The 18531-nt window shown below is 60.6% G+C and carries 16 protein-coding genes; 3 read left to right on the top strand and 13 right to left on the bottom strand.

Features of this window, described 5'->3' with window-relative positions; translation table 11 throughout:
* Nucleotides 1–93: 93 nt before the first annotated feature.
* A complete protein-coding gene (locus IPK09_11170) occupies nt 94–2961 on the top strand; it encodes a DUF349 domain-containing protein (GenBank protein ID MBK7984176.1) in 2868 nt (955 codons plus the stop codon).
* A 34-nt stretch (nt 2962–2995) separates the two neighbouring features.
* Entirely contained in the window at nt 2996–3865 is an 870-nt protein-coding gene (locus IPK09_11175) for an EamA family transporter (GenBank protein ID MBK7984177.1), read from the top strand.
* Nucleotides 3866–3886: 21 nt separating this feature from the next.
* Here the strand turns inward: IPK09_11175 and IPK09_11180 are convergent, their stop codons facing one another.
* Entirely contained in the window at nt 3887–4756 is an 870-nt protein-coding gene (locus IPK09_11180) for a phosphoribulokinase (protein MBK7984178.1), read from the bottom strand.
* A gap of 208 nt (nt 4757–4964) precedes the next feature.
* On the opposite strand from IPK09_11180, the gene IPK09_11185 reads away from it, so the two are divergent.
* The gene (locus IPK09_11185; GenBank protein ID MBK7984179.1) at nt 4965–5126 is read left to right on the top strand and encodes a hypothetical protein; all 162 of its coding nucleotides are present in this window, start codon (nt 4965–4967) and stop codon (nt 5124–5126) included.
* Between the two features lie 50 nt (nt 5127–5176).
* On the opposite strand, the gene IPK09_11190 is transcribed toward IPK09_11185, so the two are convergent.
* The 12 genes from IPK09_11190 to IPK09_11245 all read right to left on the bottom strand — a co-directional run bounded on the left by IPK09_11190 (nt 5177) and on the right by IPK09_11245 (nt 18525).
* Complete coding sequence (locus IPK09_11190; protein MBK7984180.1) at nt 5177–5500, bottom strand: DUF2818 family protein; 324 nt, start codon at nt 5498–5500, stop codon at nt 5177–5179.
* Nucleotides 5501–5515: 15 nt separating this feature from the next.
* Nucleotides 5516–6955, bottom strand: a complete 1440-nt coding sequence (nuoN, locus tag IPK09_11195; protein ID MBK7984181.1) for an NADH-quinone oxidoreductase subunit NuoN — start codon at nt 6953–6955, stop codon at nt 5516–5518.
* A 42-nt stretch (nt 6956–6997) separates the two neighbouring features.
* Nucleotides 6998–8515: an NADH-quinone oxidoreductase subunit M gene (locus IPK09_11200; GenBank protein ID MBK7984182.1), complete on the bottom strand. Its 1518-nt coding sequence runs from the start codon at nt 8513–8515 to the stop codon at nt 6998–7000.
* A gap of 18 nt (nt 8516–8533) precedes the next feature.
* A complete protein-coding gene (gene nuoL, locus IPK09_11205) occupies nt 8534–10486 on the bottom strand; it encodes an NADH-quinone oxidoreductase subunit L (GenBank protein MBK7984183.1) in 1953 nt (650 codons plus the stop codon).
* A gap of 4 nt (nt 10487–10490) precedes the next feature.
* Nucleotides 10491–10796, bottom strand: a complete 306-nt coding sequence (gene nuoK / locus IPK09_11210) for an NADH-quinone oxidoreductase subunit NuoK (GenBank protein ID MBK7984184.1) — start codon at nt 10794–10796, stop codon at nt 10491–10493.
* A 96-nt stretch (nt 10797–10892) separates the two neighbouring features.
* Nucleotides 10893–11492 (bottom strand): NADH-quinone oxidoreductase subunit J, encoded by a 600-nt coding sequence (locus IPK09_11215; protein MBK7984185.1) that lies wholly within the window; start codon nt 11490–11492, stop codon nt 10893–10895.
* A gap of 26 nt (nt 11493–11518) precedes the next feature.
* Nucleotides 11519–12007: an NADH-quinone oxidoreductase subunit NuoI gene (gene nuoI / locus IPK09_11220; GenBank protein MBK7984186.1), complete on the bottom strand. Its 489-nt coding sequence runs from the start codon at nt 12005–12007 to the stop codon at nt 11519–11521.
* A gap of 24 nt (nt 12008–12031) precedes the next feature.
* On the bottom strand, nt 12032–13057 hold the full coding sequence (gene nuoH / locus IPK09_11225; protein MBK7984187.1) for an NADH-quinone oxidoreductase subunit NuoH: 1026 nt from the start codon (nt 13055–13057) through the stop codon (nt 12032–12034).
* 16 nt (nt 13058–13073) lie between these two features.
* Nucleotides 13074–15428 (bottom strand): NADH-quinone oxidoreductase subunit G, encoded by a 2355-nt coding sequence (locus IPK09_11230; GenBank protein MBK7984188.1) that lies wholly within the window; start codon nt 15426–15428, stop codon nt 13074–13076.
* Nucleotides 15429–15466: 38 nt separating this feature from the next.
* A complete protein-coding gene (gene nuoF, locus IPK09_11235; protein MBK7984189.1) occupies nt 15467–16762 on the bottom strand; it encodes an NADH-quinone oxidoreductase subunit NuoF in 1296 nt (431 codons plus the stop codon).
* Nucleotides 16763–16768: 6 nt separating this feature from the next.
* Nucleotides 16769–17266, bottom strand: coding sequence for an NADH-quinone oxidoreductase subunit NuoE (gene nuoE / locus IPK09_11240; GenBank protein ID MBK7984190.1), 498 nt, complete (start codon nt 17264–17266; stop codon nt 16769–16771).
* Nucleotides 17266–18525, bottom strand: coding sequence for an NADH-quinone oxidoreductase subunit D (locus tag IPK09_11245; GenBank protein ID MBK7984191.1), 1260 nt, complete (start codon nt 18523–18525; stop codon nt 17266–17268). The genes nuoE and IPK09_11245 overlap by 1 nt, the downstream gene beginning before the upstream one ends.
* Nucleotides 18526–18531: the final 6 nt, after the last annotated feature.

An 18531-nucleotide genomic window follows, 5' to 3' on the forward strand; every position in this document is an offset into this window, starting at 1 on the left:
TGATAAAGTAGCCGACGGAATTCCTGATTTGGCCGGACTGCCACAGTCCGCCGAACGAGCCTCACCCCTACCCAAAATCAGACCGATCATCCCATGATCTTAAGCCGCTTCCTCAAGCCTAAGTGGCAACACACTGATTCCGCGACCCGGCAAAAAGCGCTGCGGGAATTGGATCAGGCTGATCCCAAATTAATCGAACTGGCCCGGCAAGATCTCGAACCGTCGGTCCGGCGCGCCGCGCTGGAGCGACTGGTCGATCTCGATGTCCTGCAAGGTAGCATCGACACCGATACCGATGAAGGCGTTCGCACGACCGCCCGGAGCCGTCACTGGGATTTGCTGGCCGGTAAGATCGACAACGGTCCGCCGCTCGCCGAGCGGCTCGAACGTTTTCGCCGCGATCCAAACCCCGAACTGCGAGACTTCCTGCTCCAGCAGGCCGCGGAGCCGGAACTGCGGCTGGCGGCGCTGGAGCGGATTGATTTGGAAGCGACGCTGGTCGAGATCACTTTGCAAAACCCCCATCAGGATCTGCGGATGGCCGCATTGGAACGAGTGCACGATCCCGTTTTACTCGATCGGGTCGTTCGCCAAAGCCGCAACCGCGACAAGCGGCTCTACCGACGCGCTCGGGAGCGCATGGATGCCCTGAATGCCGCACAGGCGCTCACCACCCAGCTGGAGCGGTTGTGCGCTGAAATGGAGCAGTTGTTGTGGGATGGTGAAAGTGGGTCCAACGCGGGCCGGTTTCCGAAGCTGGAGCAGGAATGGCGCCAGCATGAAGCGGTCGCGCCGGCCGAGCTGCGGGCACGCTACGCGGCAAGCCGCGCCCGCTTCCTGGCCGAACGCCAAGCCAGCGCCAGCCGCCGGAGCCAGCGGCTAGAGCTGATCGCCACGTTGGAGACCTTGCTGGATCGGCTGCGCCAGGAGTTGCAACTCACCACCGAGCTCACCGCCGCCATCCACCAGGCCACGCACGACGCACCGGCCGCCTGGAGCCAACTCGGCCCGGCGCACGATGCCGAGAGCCGCCGCCTGGACGGGCGATTCCAGCAACTGAGCCACGACATCCAGGAACGGGAGCGCAGCCTGCACCGGAACCAGGTTCGCGCCGAACGCCTGCGTGAGGTTTTAGGACAAGCCGAAGCCCTGCTGGAACAACCCAGCGAAGTACGCGAACTCGACTTAAAGCAGCTGCGGCAACGGTGGGACGGTCTGGAACGTCCCGAGTCCCGCGAGTTGGCCAGCCAACTGCAAAACCGGCTCGACGCTCTGTTCGACAAGCTGCGCGCCCGCCTGCAACGGCAAGTCCAACAGCGGGATCAGGAATGGCAGGAACTCCAGGATCTGGCCAGCCAGCTTGAGGTGGCGCTCGAAGAAGGCGAACTCCAACAAGCCACCCACCTGCAAGAGCAGACCCGCCAGCGGCTGAGGCACAACATCGGGCTGACCCGCGCGCAAATGGCCACCGTCGAGGAACGCTTGCAGCATTGTGCCGGCCGTATCGGCGAGCTGCGCGACTGGCGGCGTTGGGGGACCCATCAAGCCCGCGAACAACTCTGCATCGCCGCCGAAAAGTTGATCGGTCTGGAAGCCGAACCCACCGAGATCGCCCAACGCATCCAGCAAACCCGCGCGGCCTGGAAAGATTTGGATCACCACGAAGGCGCCGCGCCCAAAGTCCTCTGGAAACGCTTCAATGACGCCTGCGAACGCGCCTACGCCCCCTGTCAGGCCCATTTTGAGGCGCAGAGCCGCGAACGCCAGCACAACATGGAAAAGAAGCTGGCGCTGTGCGAGCAACTGGAACAGTTCGAAACCGCCACCGACTGGCAACAAGTAGACTGGCGCGAGGCCGACCGCTTGTGTCACCGCGCTCGGGAAAATTGGTTCAAACTGGGACCGGTCAACCGTTCCGACCGCAAGACTCTGGATCGCCGCTTCCAGCAAATCCTGCAACGGCTCGATGCGCGCCTCGGCGTCGAACGCGAGCGTGAAGTCACGCGCCGCCAGCAACTGATCCAACACATTCAGGCCATGATCGACAATCCCGACCTGCGCGCCGCCATCGAAGCCGCCAAGCGCGCCCAGGGCGAATGGCACCCGACCGTGCAAGCGTTTCCTCGTCAGGAACAGGCGCTGTGGAAGGAATTTCGCGCCGCCTGCGACGCGGTGTTCGCCCGCCGCCAGCTCGAACAGCAGGCCGCCGACACCGAACGGCAAAGCAATCTGGCGCGCCGCCAAGAACTGTGCGAGGAAATTGAAGCGCTGGCCACCATCGACCACGACCAACTGGTGGCGGCCCAGGCCCGGTTGCAAGCCGCCCAGCACGAATGGGAAGCCATTGGAACCACCCCCAAATCCGAACAACGCGCGCTGAGCCAGCGCTTCGAAACCGCCATCCGGCAATTTACCCGCCACGAACGGTTTTTGCGCCAGACCGGCAGTCGAGAAACCTTCAAGCAACTGCACGCGCGGTCTCGGTTGTGCGCCCGTTTGGAACGGTTGCTCGCGCTGGCGCCGGTCGATGCCGGTATGCTCGAACAGGATCGCAAGAGTTGGGAGGGCTTACCGGCACTGCCGGAGGCATTGTTGGAACCGATCCAACAGCGCTTCGACGCCGCGATTCGGGCTCTGACCGACGCGCCGGAACAAGCGAGCTACTTGATTGCCCGCCTGGAACGGAATCTTGAACGCAAACAGATTTGGTGCATCTGCATGGAAATCGCGGCGGGCGTGGACTCACCGCCCGAATGCGCCCAACAGCGGATGCAGTATCAAGTCGCCCGGTTGTCCGCTTCACTGGCGAGCGCGGCCTCGAAAGGCGAGGGGCTCGATGATCCCCGACTGCTGCAAGAGCAGTGGTGTTGGGCCGGCGCGCTCCCCGCAGAACCCGAATCCGCGCTGGACGCCCGCTTTCTGCATGCCTTGCAGGCTTGGTGGCAACAGGAGGAGGTCTGAAAGCACTTGATCGCGCCGCCGACCCGCGACCGGCATGAAGCCCGGCGATCTGCTGCTGGTGCTGTTGGCCAACACCGCATGGGCTTTCAATTTTATCGTCGGCAAAGCCGGCGTCAGCCACTTTCAACCGTTTCTGTTCACCAGCTTGCGCTTTGCCGTCCTGCTGCTGGTGCTGCTGCCGTTCCTGCGCTGGCTGCCGGGCCGGATGGGCGGGGTGCTGGGCATCGCCCTGGTTCAGGGCGTGATTCATTTCAGCTTGATTTTCGCCGGCCTCAAAGCCAGCGGTGATATCGCGTCGGTCGCCATCGCCAGTCAGTTGTATGTGCCCTTTTCCACCTTGCTGGCGGTCGTATTCCTGGGCGAGCGGCTCGGTCGGCGTCGGCTGTTCGGCATGGCGTCGGCGTTCGGCGGTGTTTTGGTGATCGGATTGGACCCGCTGGTCTTCAATCACCTCGACGCTCTGCTGCTGATTACCGCCGGCGCGCTGGCGATGGCGGTCGCCACGATTCAGATGCGCCGCTTGCAAGGCGTCGGCGTGTTCGCCCTGCAAGGCTGGATCGCGCTGTGCGCCACGCCGGCGTTGGCAGCGCTGTCCCTGCTGTTTGAAGACGGCCAATGGGCGGCCGTGCGTTCCGCAACGCTGCGGGAATTGGCGACGCCCGTCTATTCCGCCCTGGCCGCTTCCCTGATCGGCCACGGCATCGTCTACTTCCTACTCGGCCGTTATCCGGTCGGCGTGGTCACGCCTCTGCTGTTGCTGTCGCCGGTGCTGGCGGTCGCCTTCGGCGTGCTGCTGTGGGGCGACGTATTGACCTGGAAGCTGATCCTCGGCGGGATATTGACCTTGGCGGGAATCGCCATCATTACCGTACCGGCGCCACATCGCGCCGCGCCGTCCGGCTGACAGGATGATAGCGCCGTAATGTCACAATTCCCGCCGGACCAGCCGTTCGATCAGCGGCTGCAAGATGATTTCCATGGCGAAGCCCATCTTGCCGCCCGGCACCACAATGGTGTTGCGGCGAGACATAAACGAATCGTGGATCATGTGCAATAAATTGACAAAATCCGGTTGCGTCTTGCGGGTGTCCGTGAAACGGATCACCACGAAGCTTTCATCCAGGGTCGGGATGTCGCGCGCCATGAAGGGGTTGGAGGTATCCACCGTCGGCACCCGCTGGAAATTGATGTCGGTGCAGGAAAATTGCGGCACGATGTAATGGGTGTAATCGTACATCCGCCGCAGGATGGTGTCGGTGACCGCCTCCGCGCTGTAGCCGCGCTCGGCGGTATCGCGGTGAACTTTTTGAATCCATTCCAGATTGACGATCGGCACCACCCCGATCAATAAATCGACATAGCGGGCGACGTTGACCTTATCGGTTACCACTCCGCCGTGCAAACCCTCATAAAACAGCAAATCGGTTTCCGCCGGCAACTGCGCCCACGGCGTGAAGGTACCGGGCTGCTGGCCGAAACGGTGGGCTTCTTCCCAATCGTGCAGGTAACTGCGCCGCAATCCAGTGCCGTGTTCGCCGTATTCCATAAACAAGGACTCCAGGCGGTCGAACAGGTTGCCTTCGGGGCCGAAGTGGCTGAGATTGCGGCCTTCCAAATGCGCCTGCTCGATCTGGCGCTGCATTTCCAATCGGTCGTAACGGTGAAAGCTGTCGCCCTCCACAATCGCGGCGTTGATGCCATCCCGCCAGAAAATATGCTCCACCGCCACCCGAACCGTCGAGGTGCCGGCTCCGGACGAGCCGGTAATCGCAATGATCGGATGCTGTTTCGACATGACCGTTCCAGGCGGTGGGCTTCAGGTAGACAGCATTATAGCGGGATTGATATTGCAGTGCAGCAAAACGGTGCTTAGGGGCGCGGATCAGGCGGCAGGCAAAGCCACCTAACACTTTTTTCTAAAAAATTTCTCTCACTTTTGAATGAGTTAATGGACCGCAGGTCATAGAGGGTAGATCGGACTGATATTGCAGCGAGGGAAAATCATGAACCCAGAATCTTCGGGCAATAAGATTCCTGATCCGTTCGAGACAAAGGATTTTGGCATTTTGTATCCGGTCGGATTCTTGGTGGCCGCTTTTCCAAAACAAGAAAGCGCGCGGCAAGTCCAGCAAAAACTAGTGGCCCGGCAGGTCGAGCAAGAATGAGCGGTCAGCTCTCTCCGCCGCCATACCGTTTGGATGCGTCAAAAATCTGGTCAGCGGCCAGCCGACACCAAAAGGTGCCGCAGTTGATAGCGATAGATGAAACCCGGCAAGGCGGCGACCGCGAACAGGCACAAGGTCACCGTATAAAACTCCCAATCCTGCGCCTGATGGTTGCCGGTGACCTTATATTCGAAACCGAAGCCCATAGCCACCAGCAATCCGTACAGAACTCCCCATTCGACTAGTCGCAGCCAGAAGGGCTTGAGTCGTTCCGGCCGCAAGAAAACAAACAACCAGCGTTCGCTCAGCAAAGGCAGATTGGCCGCGAGCGCGGCCAACACCAGCCATAGACCGATAACGAGGTTCTGAGACACCGCGTTGCTTACCAATCAGCTCAACAATGCCGCAGTGCACCACGTCATCAGCGCGGTGGGATACAAGCCCAACACGATCAATAACAACCCGTTGGCGCTGATCGCGACTTTGACATCCTGGCTGATTTCAATGGATTCGCTTTGTTCGGATTTGTCGAAATACATGCATTTGACCACCCGCAGATAGTAAAACGCACCGATGACCGAGAACAGCACCCCGACCAGGGCCAACCAAACCAGACCGATTTCGACGACGGACTGCAAGACCACCCACTTGGCGTAAAAACCGGCCATGAACGGAATGCCGGCCATCGACATCATCACCGCCAGCATCAGGAAAGCCAGCCAGGGGCTACGATCGTTCAAACCGTTGAAGTCGCTGATCTGCTCGGCCTCGAAGCCTGCCCGACTCAGCAAAATCACCATGCCGAAAGCGCCGGCCGCCATCAGCACGTAGATGATGGCGTAGAACATCGCCGCCGCGTAGCCTTCCGGCGTCCCGGCCAAAATGCCGAGCAGCAGGAAACCGACGTGAGAAATCGTCGAATAAGCGAGCATTCGCTTGATGTTGGTCTGGGCCACCGCGACCACATTGCCGACCGCCATCGACAGCACCGATAAAATGATCAGCATTTGCTGCCAGTCGCCTTGCAGGTTGCCCAGCCCGTCCACCAGCACTCGCATTATCAAGGCAAAAGCCGCCAGCTTGGGCGCGGAACCGATGTACAAAGTGACCGGGGTCGGCGCGCCTTGGTAGACATCGGGCAGCCACATGTGAAACGGCACGGCACCCAGCTTGAACGCCAGCCCGACCACCAGGAACACCAAGCCGAATACCAGCACCAGATTGTCCCGACCCTGCTTGGCGACCGCATCGGCGATCACCTGAAGATCCACGCTGCCGGTCGCCCCATAGACCATCGAAATACCGTACAGCAACATGCCGGAGGCGAGCGATCCCAGCACGAAATACTTCATGGCGGCCTCGGAAGCCACCGGCGAATCCCGGTCGATCGCCACCAGCGCATACAGCGACAGCGACAACAATTCCAGACCCAGGTACACGCTGAGCAGGCTGTGGGCCGACACCATGATCATCATGCCCAACACGCCAAACAGCCCCAACACGTAGTATTCACCCTTGAACAGATCGCGTTGCCGCAAATAGTCGCGCGAGTACAGAAAGGCCACGGCGGACGCCACACAGATGAAAAATTTGAGCAGATCGCCCATCGCGTCCTTGATGTAATGGCCGAACATGGTGATCGTCGGCGCGTGCGCGTACGTCAACAAGGTCAGCACGGCCGCTCCCAGCAGGGTCAATTGCGCCAACCCGTAAGTGATATGCCGCTGCCGCTGTTCCAGAAACACGTCGATGACCAAGACCGCGCAGGTCATGAGCAATACGAACAGTTCCGGCACGACCGGCGTGAAATCAGGAGCGACGAAGTTCATGGGGTTTCCCTATTGTCTGGTTCGTCTCGGCGTCGGAGCTCTTTACAGCAGCTTGGTCGCGGTGATGTGGTGCAGCAAGTTGTCCGCCGTGGCGTGCATCACCGAGGTCAGCGGATCGGGCCAGAGGCCGAGCAACAACACCGCCGCCGCCAGCAAACTCAGCATGACGATCTCGCGATTGTTGACATCCTGAAGTTCGGCGACATGCTGGTTGCCGATCTCGCCAAAGATCACCCGCTTGATCAACCACAACGTATAGGCCGCTCCCAGAATCAGGGTGAAGGACGCCAGAAAAGCGATCCAGAAGCTGGCCTTGAAGCTGCTTAGAATCACCATGAACTCGCCCACAAAGCCCGAAGTGCCGGGCAAGCCGGAGTTCGCCATGCCGAACAGCACCATGAACGCGGCGAACACCGGCATGGTGTTGACCACTCCGCCGTAATCTTTGATCTGGCGGGAATGCACCCGGTCGTACAGCACGCCCACGCACAGGAACAGCGCGCCTGAGATGAAGCCGTGCGACACCATCTGCACCATGCCGCCCTCGACGGCCATCGCCGCCCCGCTCAGGCTACCGGTATGGCGGTGCAGCCCGAACACGATGAAAAAGCCCAGGGTGACGAAACCCATGTGGGCGATGGAAGAATAGGCGATCAGCTTTTTCATATCCTGCTGGATCAGCGCCACCAGCCCGATGTAGACCACCGCCACCAGCGACAGGGTGATGATCAACCAATCGAGCATGGCCGAGGCGTCCGGGGTGATCGGCAAGGCGAACCGCAGAAAACCGTAACCGCCGATCTTCAAGGTGATCGCCGCCAAAATCACCGAACCGCCGGTCGGCGCTTCGACGTGAGCGTCCGGCAACCAAGTATGCACCGGCCACATCGGCACCTTGACCGAAAAGCCGAGCAGGAAGGCGAAGAAGATCAACACCTGCTCGGTCATGGTGAGCGGCAGCTTGTGAAAATCCAGAATCTCGAAGCTGTTGGCTTGGTTGTACATGTAGATCAGCGCGATCAGCATGAACACCGAGCCGAAGAAGGTATACAAAAAGAACTTGAGGGTGGCGTAAACCCGGCGCGGTCCGCCCCAGATGCCGATGATGAGAAACATCGGGATCAGCATCGCCTCGAAGAACACGTAGAACAACAGCGCGTCCAGCGCGGCGAACACGCCGATCATCAGTCCTTCCATGATCAGAAACGCCGCCATGTACTGGGCGACGCGGTACTGGATCACTTCCCAACCGGCGATCACCACCAGCACGGTCATGAAGGCGGTGAGCAGAATCAGCGGCATCGAAAAGCCGTCGACTCCCAGATGATAGTTGGCGTTGAACGCTGGAATCCAGGCCACAAACTCCTGGAATTGCATCGCCGCGGTCGCGTTGTCGAAGGCGGTGTACAGCGGGATGCTCAGCAAAAATGCCGTAATGGCAACGGTCAGCGCCATCGTCCTGGCGCGCGCGGGGCTGTCGTCGCCGATGAACAGCACCGCGATGCCGCCGAGGATGGGAAACCAGATGACAAGACTCAGCAAGGGCAGTTCCGACAGCATGGTTTTTCTTCTTCCAGGTTAGCGGGCGACGAACCACGTCAGCAGGATCAACAAACCGATAATCATCGCGAACGCATAGGTGTACAAATAACCCGTTTGCAGGTGCCGGGCCACCGCCGCGACCCAACCGACCAGACGCGCCGTTCCATTCACCATGACGCCGTCGATCAAGCCGGCGTCGCCGTACTTCCACAGCACTGTGCCGGTTTCGCGGCTGCCTTTGGCGAAAAAGCGCTGATAGAAGCTGTCGAAGTAGTATTTGTTGTCCAGAATGTCGTAAATCGGCGCGATCCGTTGGCGGATGCGCTCCGGCAACTCCGGTTTCAGGATATACAGATAGAAAGCCGCTCCCAAGCCGAGCAACACCAAGATAAACGGCAGCCCGGTCAGTCCGTGCAACGCGAAGTTCATCGGGCCGTGAAATTCTTCCCTAATAGGTTCCAGCACATTGTGTTCGGGCGCGATGAAGATGCTGTTGCCGAAGCCGTCGCCGAACAACAGCGGCTCCATGGTCATCGCCCCGATCACCACCGAGGGAATCGCCAGCAACACCAGCGGCCCCCATACCACCGCCGGCGTTTCGTGCAGGTGCTCCTTGGTGTGGTGGTCCATCCGCTCCTTGCCGTGAAACACGACAAAATACAGCCGGAACGAATAAAACGAGGTCACGAACACACCTAACATCACTGCAAAATAAGCGAACCCAGAACCGGCGAGATGCGAGTAATGCACCGCTTCCAGGATGCTGTCCTTGGAATAGAAGCCGGAAAAGCCCGGCGTGCCGATCAAAGCGAGCGTGCCGACCAGGAAGGTGAACCAAGTGATGGGCATATACTTCCACAGCCCGCCCATCTTGCGGATATCCTGCTCGTGATGCATGGCGATGATCACCGAGCCCGCGCCCAGGAACAGCAGCGCCTTGAAGAAAGCGTGAGTCATCAGGTGGAAAATCGCGGCGGGATAAGCCGACACCCCCAGCGCCACCGTCATGTAGCCGAGCTGCGAGAGCGTGGAATAGGCCACCACCCGCTTGATGTCGTTTTGGACGATGCCGAGAAAACCCATGAACAGCGCGGTGATCGAGCCGATCACCAGCACGAAGCTCAAGGCGGTTTCGGACAGCTCGAATAGCGGCGACATCCGCGCCACCATGAAGATGCCGGCGGTCACCATGGTCGCGGCGTGGATCAAGGCCGAGATCGGCGTGGGGCCTTCCATCGAATCCGGCAGCCAGACGTGCAGCGGCACCTGCGCCGATTTACCCATCGCGCCGATGAACAGCAGAATGCAAATCAGGGTCAGCAACGACCAATCCAAGCCGGGAATCACCTGCACGGTCACGCCCGTCATCAGCGGAGCGGCGGCGAACACGTCGGCGTAATCCAGGCTGTTGAAAGCCATCAGCACGGCGGCGATGCCGAGCAGGAAGCCGAAATCGCCGACCCGGTTGACCAGAAAGGCTTTCATGTTGGCGAAGATCGCGCTCTCGCGCTGGTACCAAAACCCGATCAACAGATAAGACACCAAGCCTACGGCTTCCCAACCGAAAAATAGTTGCAGGAAGTTGTTGGCCATCACCAGCATCAGCATGGCGAAGGTGAACAGCGCGATGTAGCTGAAAAAGCGCTGGTAGCCGTCATCGTCGTGCATGTAGCCGATGGTGTAGACGTGCACCATCAACGACACGAAGGTGACGGTCGAAATCATCACCGCCGTCAGATTGTCGACCAGGAAACCGACTTCCAGGCGGATGCCCTCGATCATCATCCAGGTGTAGACCGAACCGTTGTACGGCTCCGCGCCGTTGAGCACATGATGGCGCAGCACCACCAGCGACAGCAGAAAGGAAATAGCCACCCCGATGATGGTGACCCAATGCGCGCCGGCGCGCCCGATCTTGCGGCCGAACAGACCGGCGATGATGGCTCCAAACAGCGGCGCCAGCACAATTCCGAGATAGATATTTTGCATGGCGCTAACCCTTTAGCGAATCGAGGTCGGCAACGTTAATGGTGCGCCGGTTGCGGAACAGCACCACCAGGATGGCCAAGCCGATAGCCGATTCGGCCGCCGCCACGGTCAGAATGAAGAAGACGAAAACCTGGCCGATGGTGTCATCGAGAAAGCGCGAAAAGGCGATGAAATTGAAATTGACCGCCAGCAGCATCAGCTCGATCGACATCAGCAGGATAATGACGTTCTTCCGATTCAGAAAAATGCCGGCCACGCTGAGACAAAAGAGGATCGCTCCCAGCACGAGGTAATCAGTAAGCGCGATCATCTATCCCCCGCCTCTACTTATGGGTATGTAGGAAATTCATTTTCTCGCTTGGAAACGATGTCGCCGCGGCCCCGCCTCCAGCAAGCAAATATCGTTTTACTTCTTCTCCGCCGCCATGCGCACCAGCCGCACCCGGTCGTCCCGCGACACCCGGATCTGCTGGCTTGGATTTTGGGATTTGCTCCCTTCCCGGCGGCGCAGCGTCAGGGAAATGGCAGCGACGATCGCCACCAGCAAAATCACCGAGGCAATTTCGAACGGATACACATAAAAAGTGTATAAAACACTGCCCAATTCCTTGGTGTTGCTGTAATCAGCGGCGCGCGAGATCAGGGCATATTGGTTCGAACTAAAGTAGTTGGAACCGACCACCAGCGCCATTTCGACGACGATGATGACCGCGATGGCCGCCCCGACCGGCAGGTATTGAATGAAGCCCTCCCGCGCCGGCGCGGCGTTGAGATCCAGCATCATCACCACGAACAGGAACAGCACCATCACCGCGCCGACGTACACCAGCACCAGCGTGATGGCCAGAAACTCCGCCTCGATCAGCAGCCACAGCGCGGCGCTGGTAAAAAACGCCAGCACTAGGAACAAGGCGGCATGGACCGAGTTGCGCACCGTGATCACCCGCACCGCCGCAAAGATCAGAACGAGGGCGAAGAGGTAGAACAAAAATTTTTCAAATCCCATGAGTGGACCTGTTTTCTCGGTTCGGGCTAGCGATAGGGGGCGTCGGCGGCGCGGTCGGCGGCGATCTGCGCCTCACAGCGGTCGCCGTGCGCCAGCAACTGCTCCTTGGTCATGATGTTCTCGCCGCGTTTTTCGAAGTGGTAATCGAAGGTCCGAGTCTCGACGATGGCGTCCACCGGACACGCTTCCTCGCAAAAGCCGCAATAGATGCATTTGAACAGATCGATGTCGTAACGCGTGGTGCGGCGGGTGCCGTCCGCCCGTTGCTCGGATTCGATGGTGATCGCCAGCGCCGGACAGACCGCCTCGCACAGCTTGCAGGCGATGCAGCGTTCCTCGCCGTTGGGATAGCGGCGCTGGGCGTGCAAGCCGCGAAAGCGGGGCGACAGCGGGGTGAGCTCCTCGGGGTATTGCACCGTGATCTTCTTGGCGAACAGGTAGCGACCGGTCACCTGCAAGCCGAGCAACAACTCCCAAAGCAAAAAGCTTTTAAAGTAGTGCCTAACAGCATTCATGGTTTTAGTCATCGCTCTCTCGCCTCAGTCGAACCACGGACCGACGTGTCCCAATACCCCCAATCCGACCACCAGCAACCAAACCAGCGTTACCGGGATGAAAACCTTCCAACCCAGCCGCATGATCTGATCGTAGCGGTAACGCGGGAAGGTCGCGCGGAACCACAAGAAAAACAACAGCAAAAACGAGATCTTCAACACCAGCCACAACGCGCCCGGCACGAACGCGAACATCGGACCCAAGATCGGAAGGCCCTCAAACGGCGACAGCCAGCCGCCCAAAAACATGGTGGAGGCCAGCGCCGACACCAGAATCATATTGGCGTATTCGGCCAGGAAGAACACCGCGAAGGCCATGCCCGAATAATCGACGTGAAAGCCGGCCACGATTTCCGATTCGCCCTCGGCCACGTCGAACGGCGCGCGGTTGGTCTCCGCCACGCCGGAAATAAAGTACACCAGGAACAGCGGCAGCAGCGGCAACCAGAACCAATGCAGCAGGCTGCCCTGTTGCGCCAGCACCACCTGATTGAGATTCAGGCTGCCAGCCGCCATCAACACACCCACCAGCGCGAAGCCCATGGCGATCTCGTAGGACACGATCTGAGCGGCCGAACGCATCGCGCCGAGGAAGGCGTATTTCGAATTCGAGGCCCAGCCGGCGATGATCACGCCGTAGACGCCCATCGAAGTCAGCGCCAGCAGGTACAAAATGCCGGCGTCGAGATGCGAAACCATCATCTCATCGCCGAAGGGAATGACCGCCCACGCCGCCAAAGCGGGGCCGAAGGCGACGACCGGCGCCAGCAGGAACAGAAAACGATCCGCCCGACTCGGGATGATGATTTCCTTGAACATCAGCTTCATGGCATCCGCGATCGGCTGCAACAGGCCCTTGGGGCCGACCCGGTTTGGACCGATCCGAATCTGCATGTAACCGATGACCTTGCGTTCGGCCAGGGTCAAGTAAGCCACCGCTCCCAGCAACGGCATCAGGACGGCGAAGATTTTCAGAAGGATGATGATTAAGGCCCAAAGCGCTTCCACGATCCAAAACCCTTTATCGTTATCGGACGGTTACCGGCCCGACCGCCGGGCCGAGCGCCACGCTGGACGGTCCCGCCGGAATCCAAACGCAACCCTTGGGCACGCTCGCATCCAGCACCAACGGCAGTTCGACCGCCACCCCGTTCTGGTGCACTTGAATCCGTTCGCGTCCGGCCACGCCCAGTTCCTGAGCCATGTCCGGGTGCAACCGCGCTTCGGCGGGACGAGTCAGCGGGCTCGCCTGCAAGGAGCGCGCGCGGCGCACCAGCGGGTCGGCGCCATAAATCGGCACGTCCGCCACCCGCAGCAACCCCTTGGTTCGAAATGGCTTCAAGGTCTTGCTCGGCTCCGTCGCGTTGTCCGGTTTGAGGGCCTCGCAGGCGCTTTGCGCTTGAGCCAGCACCTCTTCGGAGGTCATATAGTCGAAACCTTCCAGGCCGCACAGATTGCCCAGCACCCGCAAGACCTTCCAGGCGGGCCGCGCCGCGCCGAACGGTTTGCTCGCCCCTTGAAAACTCTGCCAGCGTCCTTCGGCGTTGACGTAGGTCCCGGCGGTTTCGGCAAACGTAGCGATCGGCAACAGGACCCGCGCATAACTCCTGGTGGTCGCGCTGGCGTAAGGGCTGAGCGCGACCACGCAGTCGGCGTCTTGCAGGGCTTTAAACGCCGACGCGCCATCCCAGCAGTCCAGCTCGGGCTCGACGCCGACCAGCACATAAGCCTTGCGCGGCGCCTCCAACATGGCCCGCGCGTCAAGCCCCGCGGCCGACGCCGGCTTGCTCCCTGGCAACCGGTGCGGCACCGCGCCGGTCAGCCAAGCACCCGCCGAATTGGCGGCTTCGGGTAAATAACCCAGGCGGGCGCCACTCTGTAAGGCGATGAAACCCGCCAGCGCCCGCAGTTGCGCAAAAGCCGGATGCGCCACCGCCAGATTGCCCAACAATACCGTAGCTGGCGCGTTGTCGATCAGGTTATGGGCGATGGCGCGGGCCGCGCCGCTCGGCGTTTCGGGCGCCAGAACGGCCAAACTCTTCGGCAGCGTCGTTTTTTTGATCTCCGACACAGCCTGGGCCACGCCGGCCAACGCTGTCACCATGCCAGCGGGATCGGTAATGATCTTGGCCGCGACCGGAAAACGAAACTCGAAATCGCGGGGGTTGACGAACATGATTCGCCCGCCGGCCAGCGCCGCCTTGCGCAGGCGATGGCCGGCCAGCGGCTGTTCCATCCGCACGTTGCTGCCGACCAGCAAGGCCGATTTCACGGCTTCCAAATCGGCGATGTTCTGGCCCAGCCACGGGAATACCGGCGCCGTGGCTTGATCGCTGAAATCGGCCTGCCGTAACCGATGGTCGATATTGGTCACCCCCAAGCCCCGCGCCAGCTTTTGGGCGAGATACAGCTCTTCGACGGTTGCGGTCGGCGCTATCAAAAATCCCACAGACTCGGCGCCGTGCCGGGCTATGATCTCTTTCAATCTTTGGGCGGTCGCCTCCAAAGCGGCTTCCCATTCGGTTTCAATACCGTCGACCAAGGGTTTGGCCAGCCGGTCGTCGCTGTAAATACCTTCGTAGCCGAACCGGTCGCGATCCGAAATCCAGGTCTCGTTGAGCGCCTCGTTCTCGCGCGGCACCACCCGCATCACCCGGCCGCGCAGGGTGTGAATGAAGATGTTGGAACCGAGCGAGTCGTGCGGGGCGATGGCGGCGTGCTGGAGATATTCCCAGGAGCGGCCCTTGAAGCGCGAGGGCTTGGCGGTCAATGCGCCGACCGGGCACAGGTCGATCACGTTGCCCGACAGCTCCGAGACCACGGCTTTGGAGACGTAGGTGCCGATTTCCACATGCTCGCCGCGCCCGGTCGCGCCCAGCTCGCGCAGGCCGGCGATCTCCTCGCCAAAGCGCACGCAGCGGGTGCAGTGAATGCAACGGGTCATGTCGGTGGCGATCAGCGGCCCGATATCCTTGTCGCGCACCACCCGCTTGCGCTCGTCGAAGCGGGAGGCGTCGCTGCCGTAACCCAGCGCCAGATCTTGCAGCTCGCATTCGCCACCCTGATCGCAAATCGGGCAATCCAGCGGATGGTTGATCAGCAAAAACTCCATGGTGCCCTTCTGGGCGGCGATCGCCTTGGGCGATTCGGTGTAAACCTTCATGCCCTCCATCACCGGCGTCGCGCAGGCGGGCAGCGGCTTGGGCGCTTTTTCGACCTCGACCAAGCACATCCGGCAGTTGGCGGCGATGGACAGCTTTTTGTGATAGCAGAATCGGGGGATCGCGATGCCCGCCGCGTCGGTGACTTCGATGAGCATCGCGCCCTTGCGCGCCTTCAGCGGGATGCCGTTGACTTCGATGTTGACTGATTCCTCGCTCATCTTTTACCTGCTGCGACCCTGTGGTTGGTTTCGCGGCTTCACGCGGCCAGCGCCGGCGCGCCTTGGACCATGCTGCGCTTGTGCTCGATGTAATAGGCGAACTCGTGGCGGTAATGCTTGACGAAGCTGCGCACCGGCATGGCGGCGGCGTCGCCCAGCGCGCAGATGGTCCGGCCTTCGATGCGGGCGGCCACGCTGTCCAGCAGGTCCAGGTCCTCCGGTCGGCCCTTGCCTTCGACGATGCGGGTCACCATCCGGTACAGCCAGCCGGTGCCTTCCCGGCACGGCGTGCACTGCCCGCAGGATTCTGAGTAATAGAACCGGGAAACGCGCTGCAACACCTTCACCATGTCGGTGGTTTCGTCCATCACGATCACCGCGCCGGAGCCGAGCATCGAGCCGGCGACCTTGACGACCGAATCGTAATCCATGTTGGCTTTCAACATGATTTCGCCCGGCACCACCGGCACCGAGGAGCCGCCGGGAATCACCGCCTTGAGCTGGCGGCCCTTCCACACCCCGCCGGCCAGGGCCAGCAGTTCGGCGAAGGGAATGCCCATCGAGACTTCGAAATTGCCCGGTTTCTCGACGTGGCCGGAGACGGAAAAGATCTTGGTGCCGCCGGCGTTGGCCACGCCGAAGCCCGCGAACCATTCGCCGCCGTTGCGGACGATCGACGGCACCGAGGAAAAGGTCTCGGTGTTGTTGATGGTGGTCGGGCGGCCGTACAGGCCGTAGTTGGCCGGAAACGGCGGCTTGAAGCGCGGCTGGCCTTTCTTGCCTTCCAGCGACTCCAGCAGCGCGGTTTCCTCGCCGCAGATGTAGGCTCCGGCCCCCAGGGTCGGGTACAGATCGAAGTCGATGCCCGAGCCTTGAATGTTTTTTCCCAGCAAACCGGCGGCATAAGCGTCCTTGACCGCCGCCTCGAACCGCTGGTAGGGCTCGTCCATGAACTCGCCGCGCATGTAGTTGTAGCCGACGGTGGAGCCGGTCGCGAAGCCGGCGATGGCCATGCCCTCGACCAGGGCGTGCGGGTTGAAGCGCAAGATGTCGCGGTCCTTGCAGGTGCCCGGCTCGGATTCATCGGAGTTGCACACCATGTACTTCTGAACCTTGGCGCCGCGCGGCATGAAGGTCCATTTCAGACCCGCCGGAAAGCCGGCCCCGCCCCGGCCGCGCAGGCCGGATTTCTTGACCTCCTCGATCACCTGATCGGGGGTCAACTGACCGTTGAGGATTTTCTGCCAGGCCTCATAGCCTCCAACGCTTCGGTAAGTCTCCAGCGACCAGGACTGATCCAGGCCCAGCGTCCGGTAACAGACTTCGTTAGCCATCGCGCGTTACTCCAGGCTAGCAAGAATCTGATCCACCTTTTCAGGGGTCAGATTTTCATAGTAAACGTGATCGACCTGCATCATCGGCGCTCCACAGCAGGCGGCCAGGCATTCCTCTTCCCGCTTCAGGTAAAACTTGCCATCCGGGGTGCTCTCCCCCAGTTTGATGCCGAGTTTTTTCTCGATGTGGCCCAGCACGGTCTCGCCGCCGCGCAGCATACAGGAAATGTTGGTGCACACCGCAATATTGTGCCGACCGACCGGCTTTAGCTCGAACATCGAGTAAAAGCTGGCGACTTCGTACACGGCGATGGGCGGCATGTCCAGATAATCGGCTACCGCGTCCATCAATTCCGTGGTGAGCCAGCCACCGTTTTCATGTTGCACCTCGCGCAGGGCCGCCAGCACCGCCGACTGCTTCTGATCGTCGGGATAGCGGATCAGCCAGTGATCGATCTCCGCGCGGGCGTGGGCAGATAACAGATCGCTTTTGCGTGCGCTCATCAGCGGTCGACCTCTCCGAAGACGATATCCATCGTGCCGATGACGGCCACCACGTCGGCCAGCATGTGGCCGCGCGTCATCTCGTCCATGGCCGAGAGATGCGCGAAACCCGCCGCCCGAACCTTCACCCGATAGGGTTTGTTGGCGCCGTCGGAAATCAGATAAATGCCGTATTCGCCCTTGGGATGTTCGGTGGCCACATAAACTTCACCCTCGGGCACGCAGTAGCCTTCCGTGAACAACTTGAAGTGATGGATCAGGGCTTCCATGTCTTCTTTCATTTGCGCCCGTTTCGGCGGGGCGATCTTGTGGTCGTCGACGATCACCGGACCCGGATTTTCCTTCAACCATTTCACGCACTGCCGGATGATCCGATTGGACTGGCGCATCTCCTCGACCCGCACCAGGTAGCGGTCGTAACAGTCGCCGTTGACCCCGATCGGAATGTCGAAGTCCAACCGGTCGTAGACTTCGTAGGACTGTTTCTTGCGCAAGTCCCAAGCGAAGCCCGAACCGCGCAGCATCGGCCCGGAAAAGCCCAGTTGCAAGGCGCGCTCGGGCGACACCACGCCGATGCCGACGGTGCGCTGCTTCCAGATCCGGTTGTCGGTCAGCAACGTTTCGTATTCGTCGACGTAACCGGGAAAGCGCTCGGTAAAGGCCTGGATGAAATCGAGCAACGAGCCCTGGCGGGTGGCGTTGCGTTCGTCCACCTCTTTTTTGCTGTGGCAGGGCGATTTATCGTACTCATACTTCTGCATGGCGTTCGGCAAATCGCGATAGACGCCGCCGGGCCGAAAATAGCTGGGATGGAGCCGGGCGCCGGAGGCGGCCTCGTAACAGTCCATCAGATCCTCGCGCTCTCTGAAAGCGTAGAGGAACATCGTCATGGCGCCGATGTCCAGGCCATGCGCGCCGATCCATAGTAAGTGATTCAAAAGTCGGGTAATTTCCGCATACATTACCCGGATATACTGCGCTCGCAACGGCGGCTGGATGCCCAGCAGCTTCTCGATGGCCAACACGTAGGCATGTTCGTTGCTCATCGCCGACATGTAGTCGAGCCGGTCCATGTAGCCGATGCTTTGATTGAAGGGTTTGCTTTCGGCCAGCTTTTCGGTGGCGCGATGCAACAAGCCGATGTGCGGATCGGCGCGTTGCACCACCTCGCCGTCCAACTCCAGCACCAACCGCAGCACGCCGTGCGCGGCGGGATGCTGCGGTCCGAAGTTCAGGGTGTAGTTACGAATTTCGGGCATCGACGG

This window comes from Candidatus Competibacteraceae bacterium (assembly GCA_016713505.1).
Classification (GTDB): Bacteria; Pseudomonadota; Gammaproteobacteria; order Competibacterales; family Competibacteraceae; genus Competibacter_A.

Coding starts and splice junctions, on each gene's coding strand:
- nuoI (MBK7984186.1), bottom strand. CDS start 12,007: ATGAATGCTGTTAGGCACTACTTTAAAAGCTTTTTGCTTTGGGAGTTG.
- nuoL (MBK7984183.1), bottom strand. CDS start 10,486: ATGCAAAATATCTATCTCGGAATTGTGCTGGCGCCGCTGTTTGGAGCC.
- IPK09_11230 (MBK7984188.1), bottom strand. CDS start 15,428: ATGAGCGAGGAATCAGTCAACATCGAAGTCAACGGCATCCCGCTGAAG.
- IPK09_11185 (MBK7984179.1), top strand. CDS start 4,965: ATGAACCCAGAATCTTCGGGCAATAAGATTCCTGATCCGTTCGAGACA.
- IPK09_11170 (MBK7984176.1), top strand. CDS start 94: ATGATCTTAAGCCGCTTCCTCAAGCCTAAGTGGCAACACACTGATTCC.
- IPK09_11200 (MBK7984182.1), bottom strand. CDS start 8,515: ATGCTGTCGGAACTGCCCTTGCTGAGTCTTGTCATCTGGTTTCCCATC.
- nuoK (MBK7984184.1), bottom strand. CDS start 10,796: ATGATCGCGCTTACTGATTACCTCGTGCTGGGAGCGATCCTCTTTTGT.
- nuoN (MBK7984181.1), bottom strand. CDS start 6,955: ATGAACTTCGTCGCTCCTGATTTCACGCCGGTCGTGCCGGAACTGTTC.
- IPK09_11180 (MBK7984178.1), bottom strand. CDS start 4,756: ATGTCGAAACAGCATCCGATCATTGCGATTACCGGCTCGTCCGGAGCC.
- nuoE (MBK7984190.1), bottom strand. CDS start 17,266: ATGAGCGCACGCAAAAGCGATCTGTTATCTGCCCACGCCCGCGCGGAG.
- IPK09_11175 (MBK7984177.1), top strand. CDS start 2,996: ATGAAGCCCGGCGATCTGCTGCTGGTGCTGTTGGCCAACACCGCATGG.
- nuoF (MBK7984189.1), bottom strand. CDS start 16,762: ATGGCTAACGAAGTCTGTTACCGGACGCTGGGCCTGGATCAGTCCTGG.
- IPK09_11215 (MBK7984185.1), bottom strand. CDS start 11,492: ATGGGATTTGAAAAATTTTTGTTCTACCTCTTCGCCCTCGTTCTGATC.
- IPK09_11245 (MBK7984191.1), bottom strand. CDS start 18,525: ATGCCCGAAATTCGTAACTACACCCTGAACTTCGGACCGCAGCATCCC.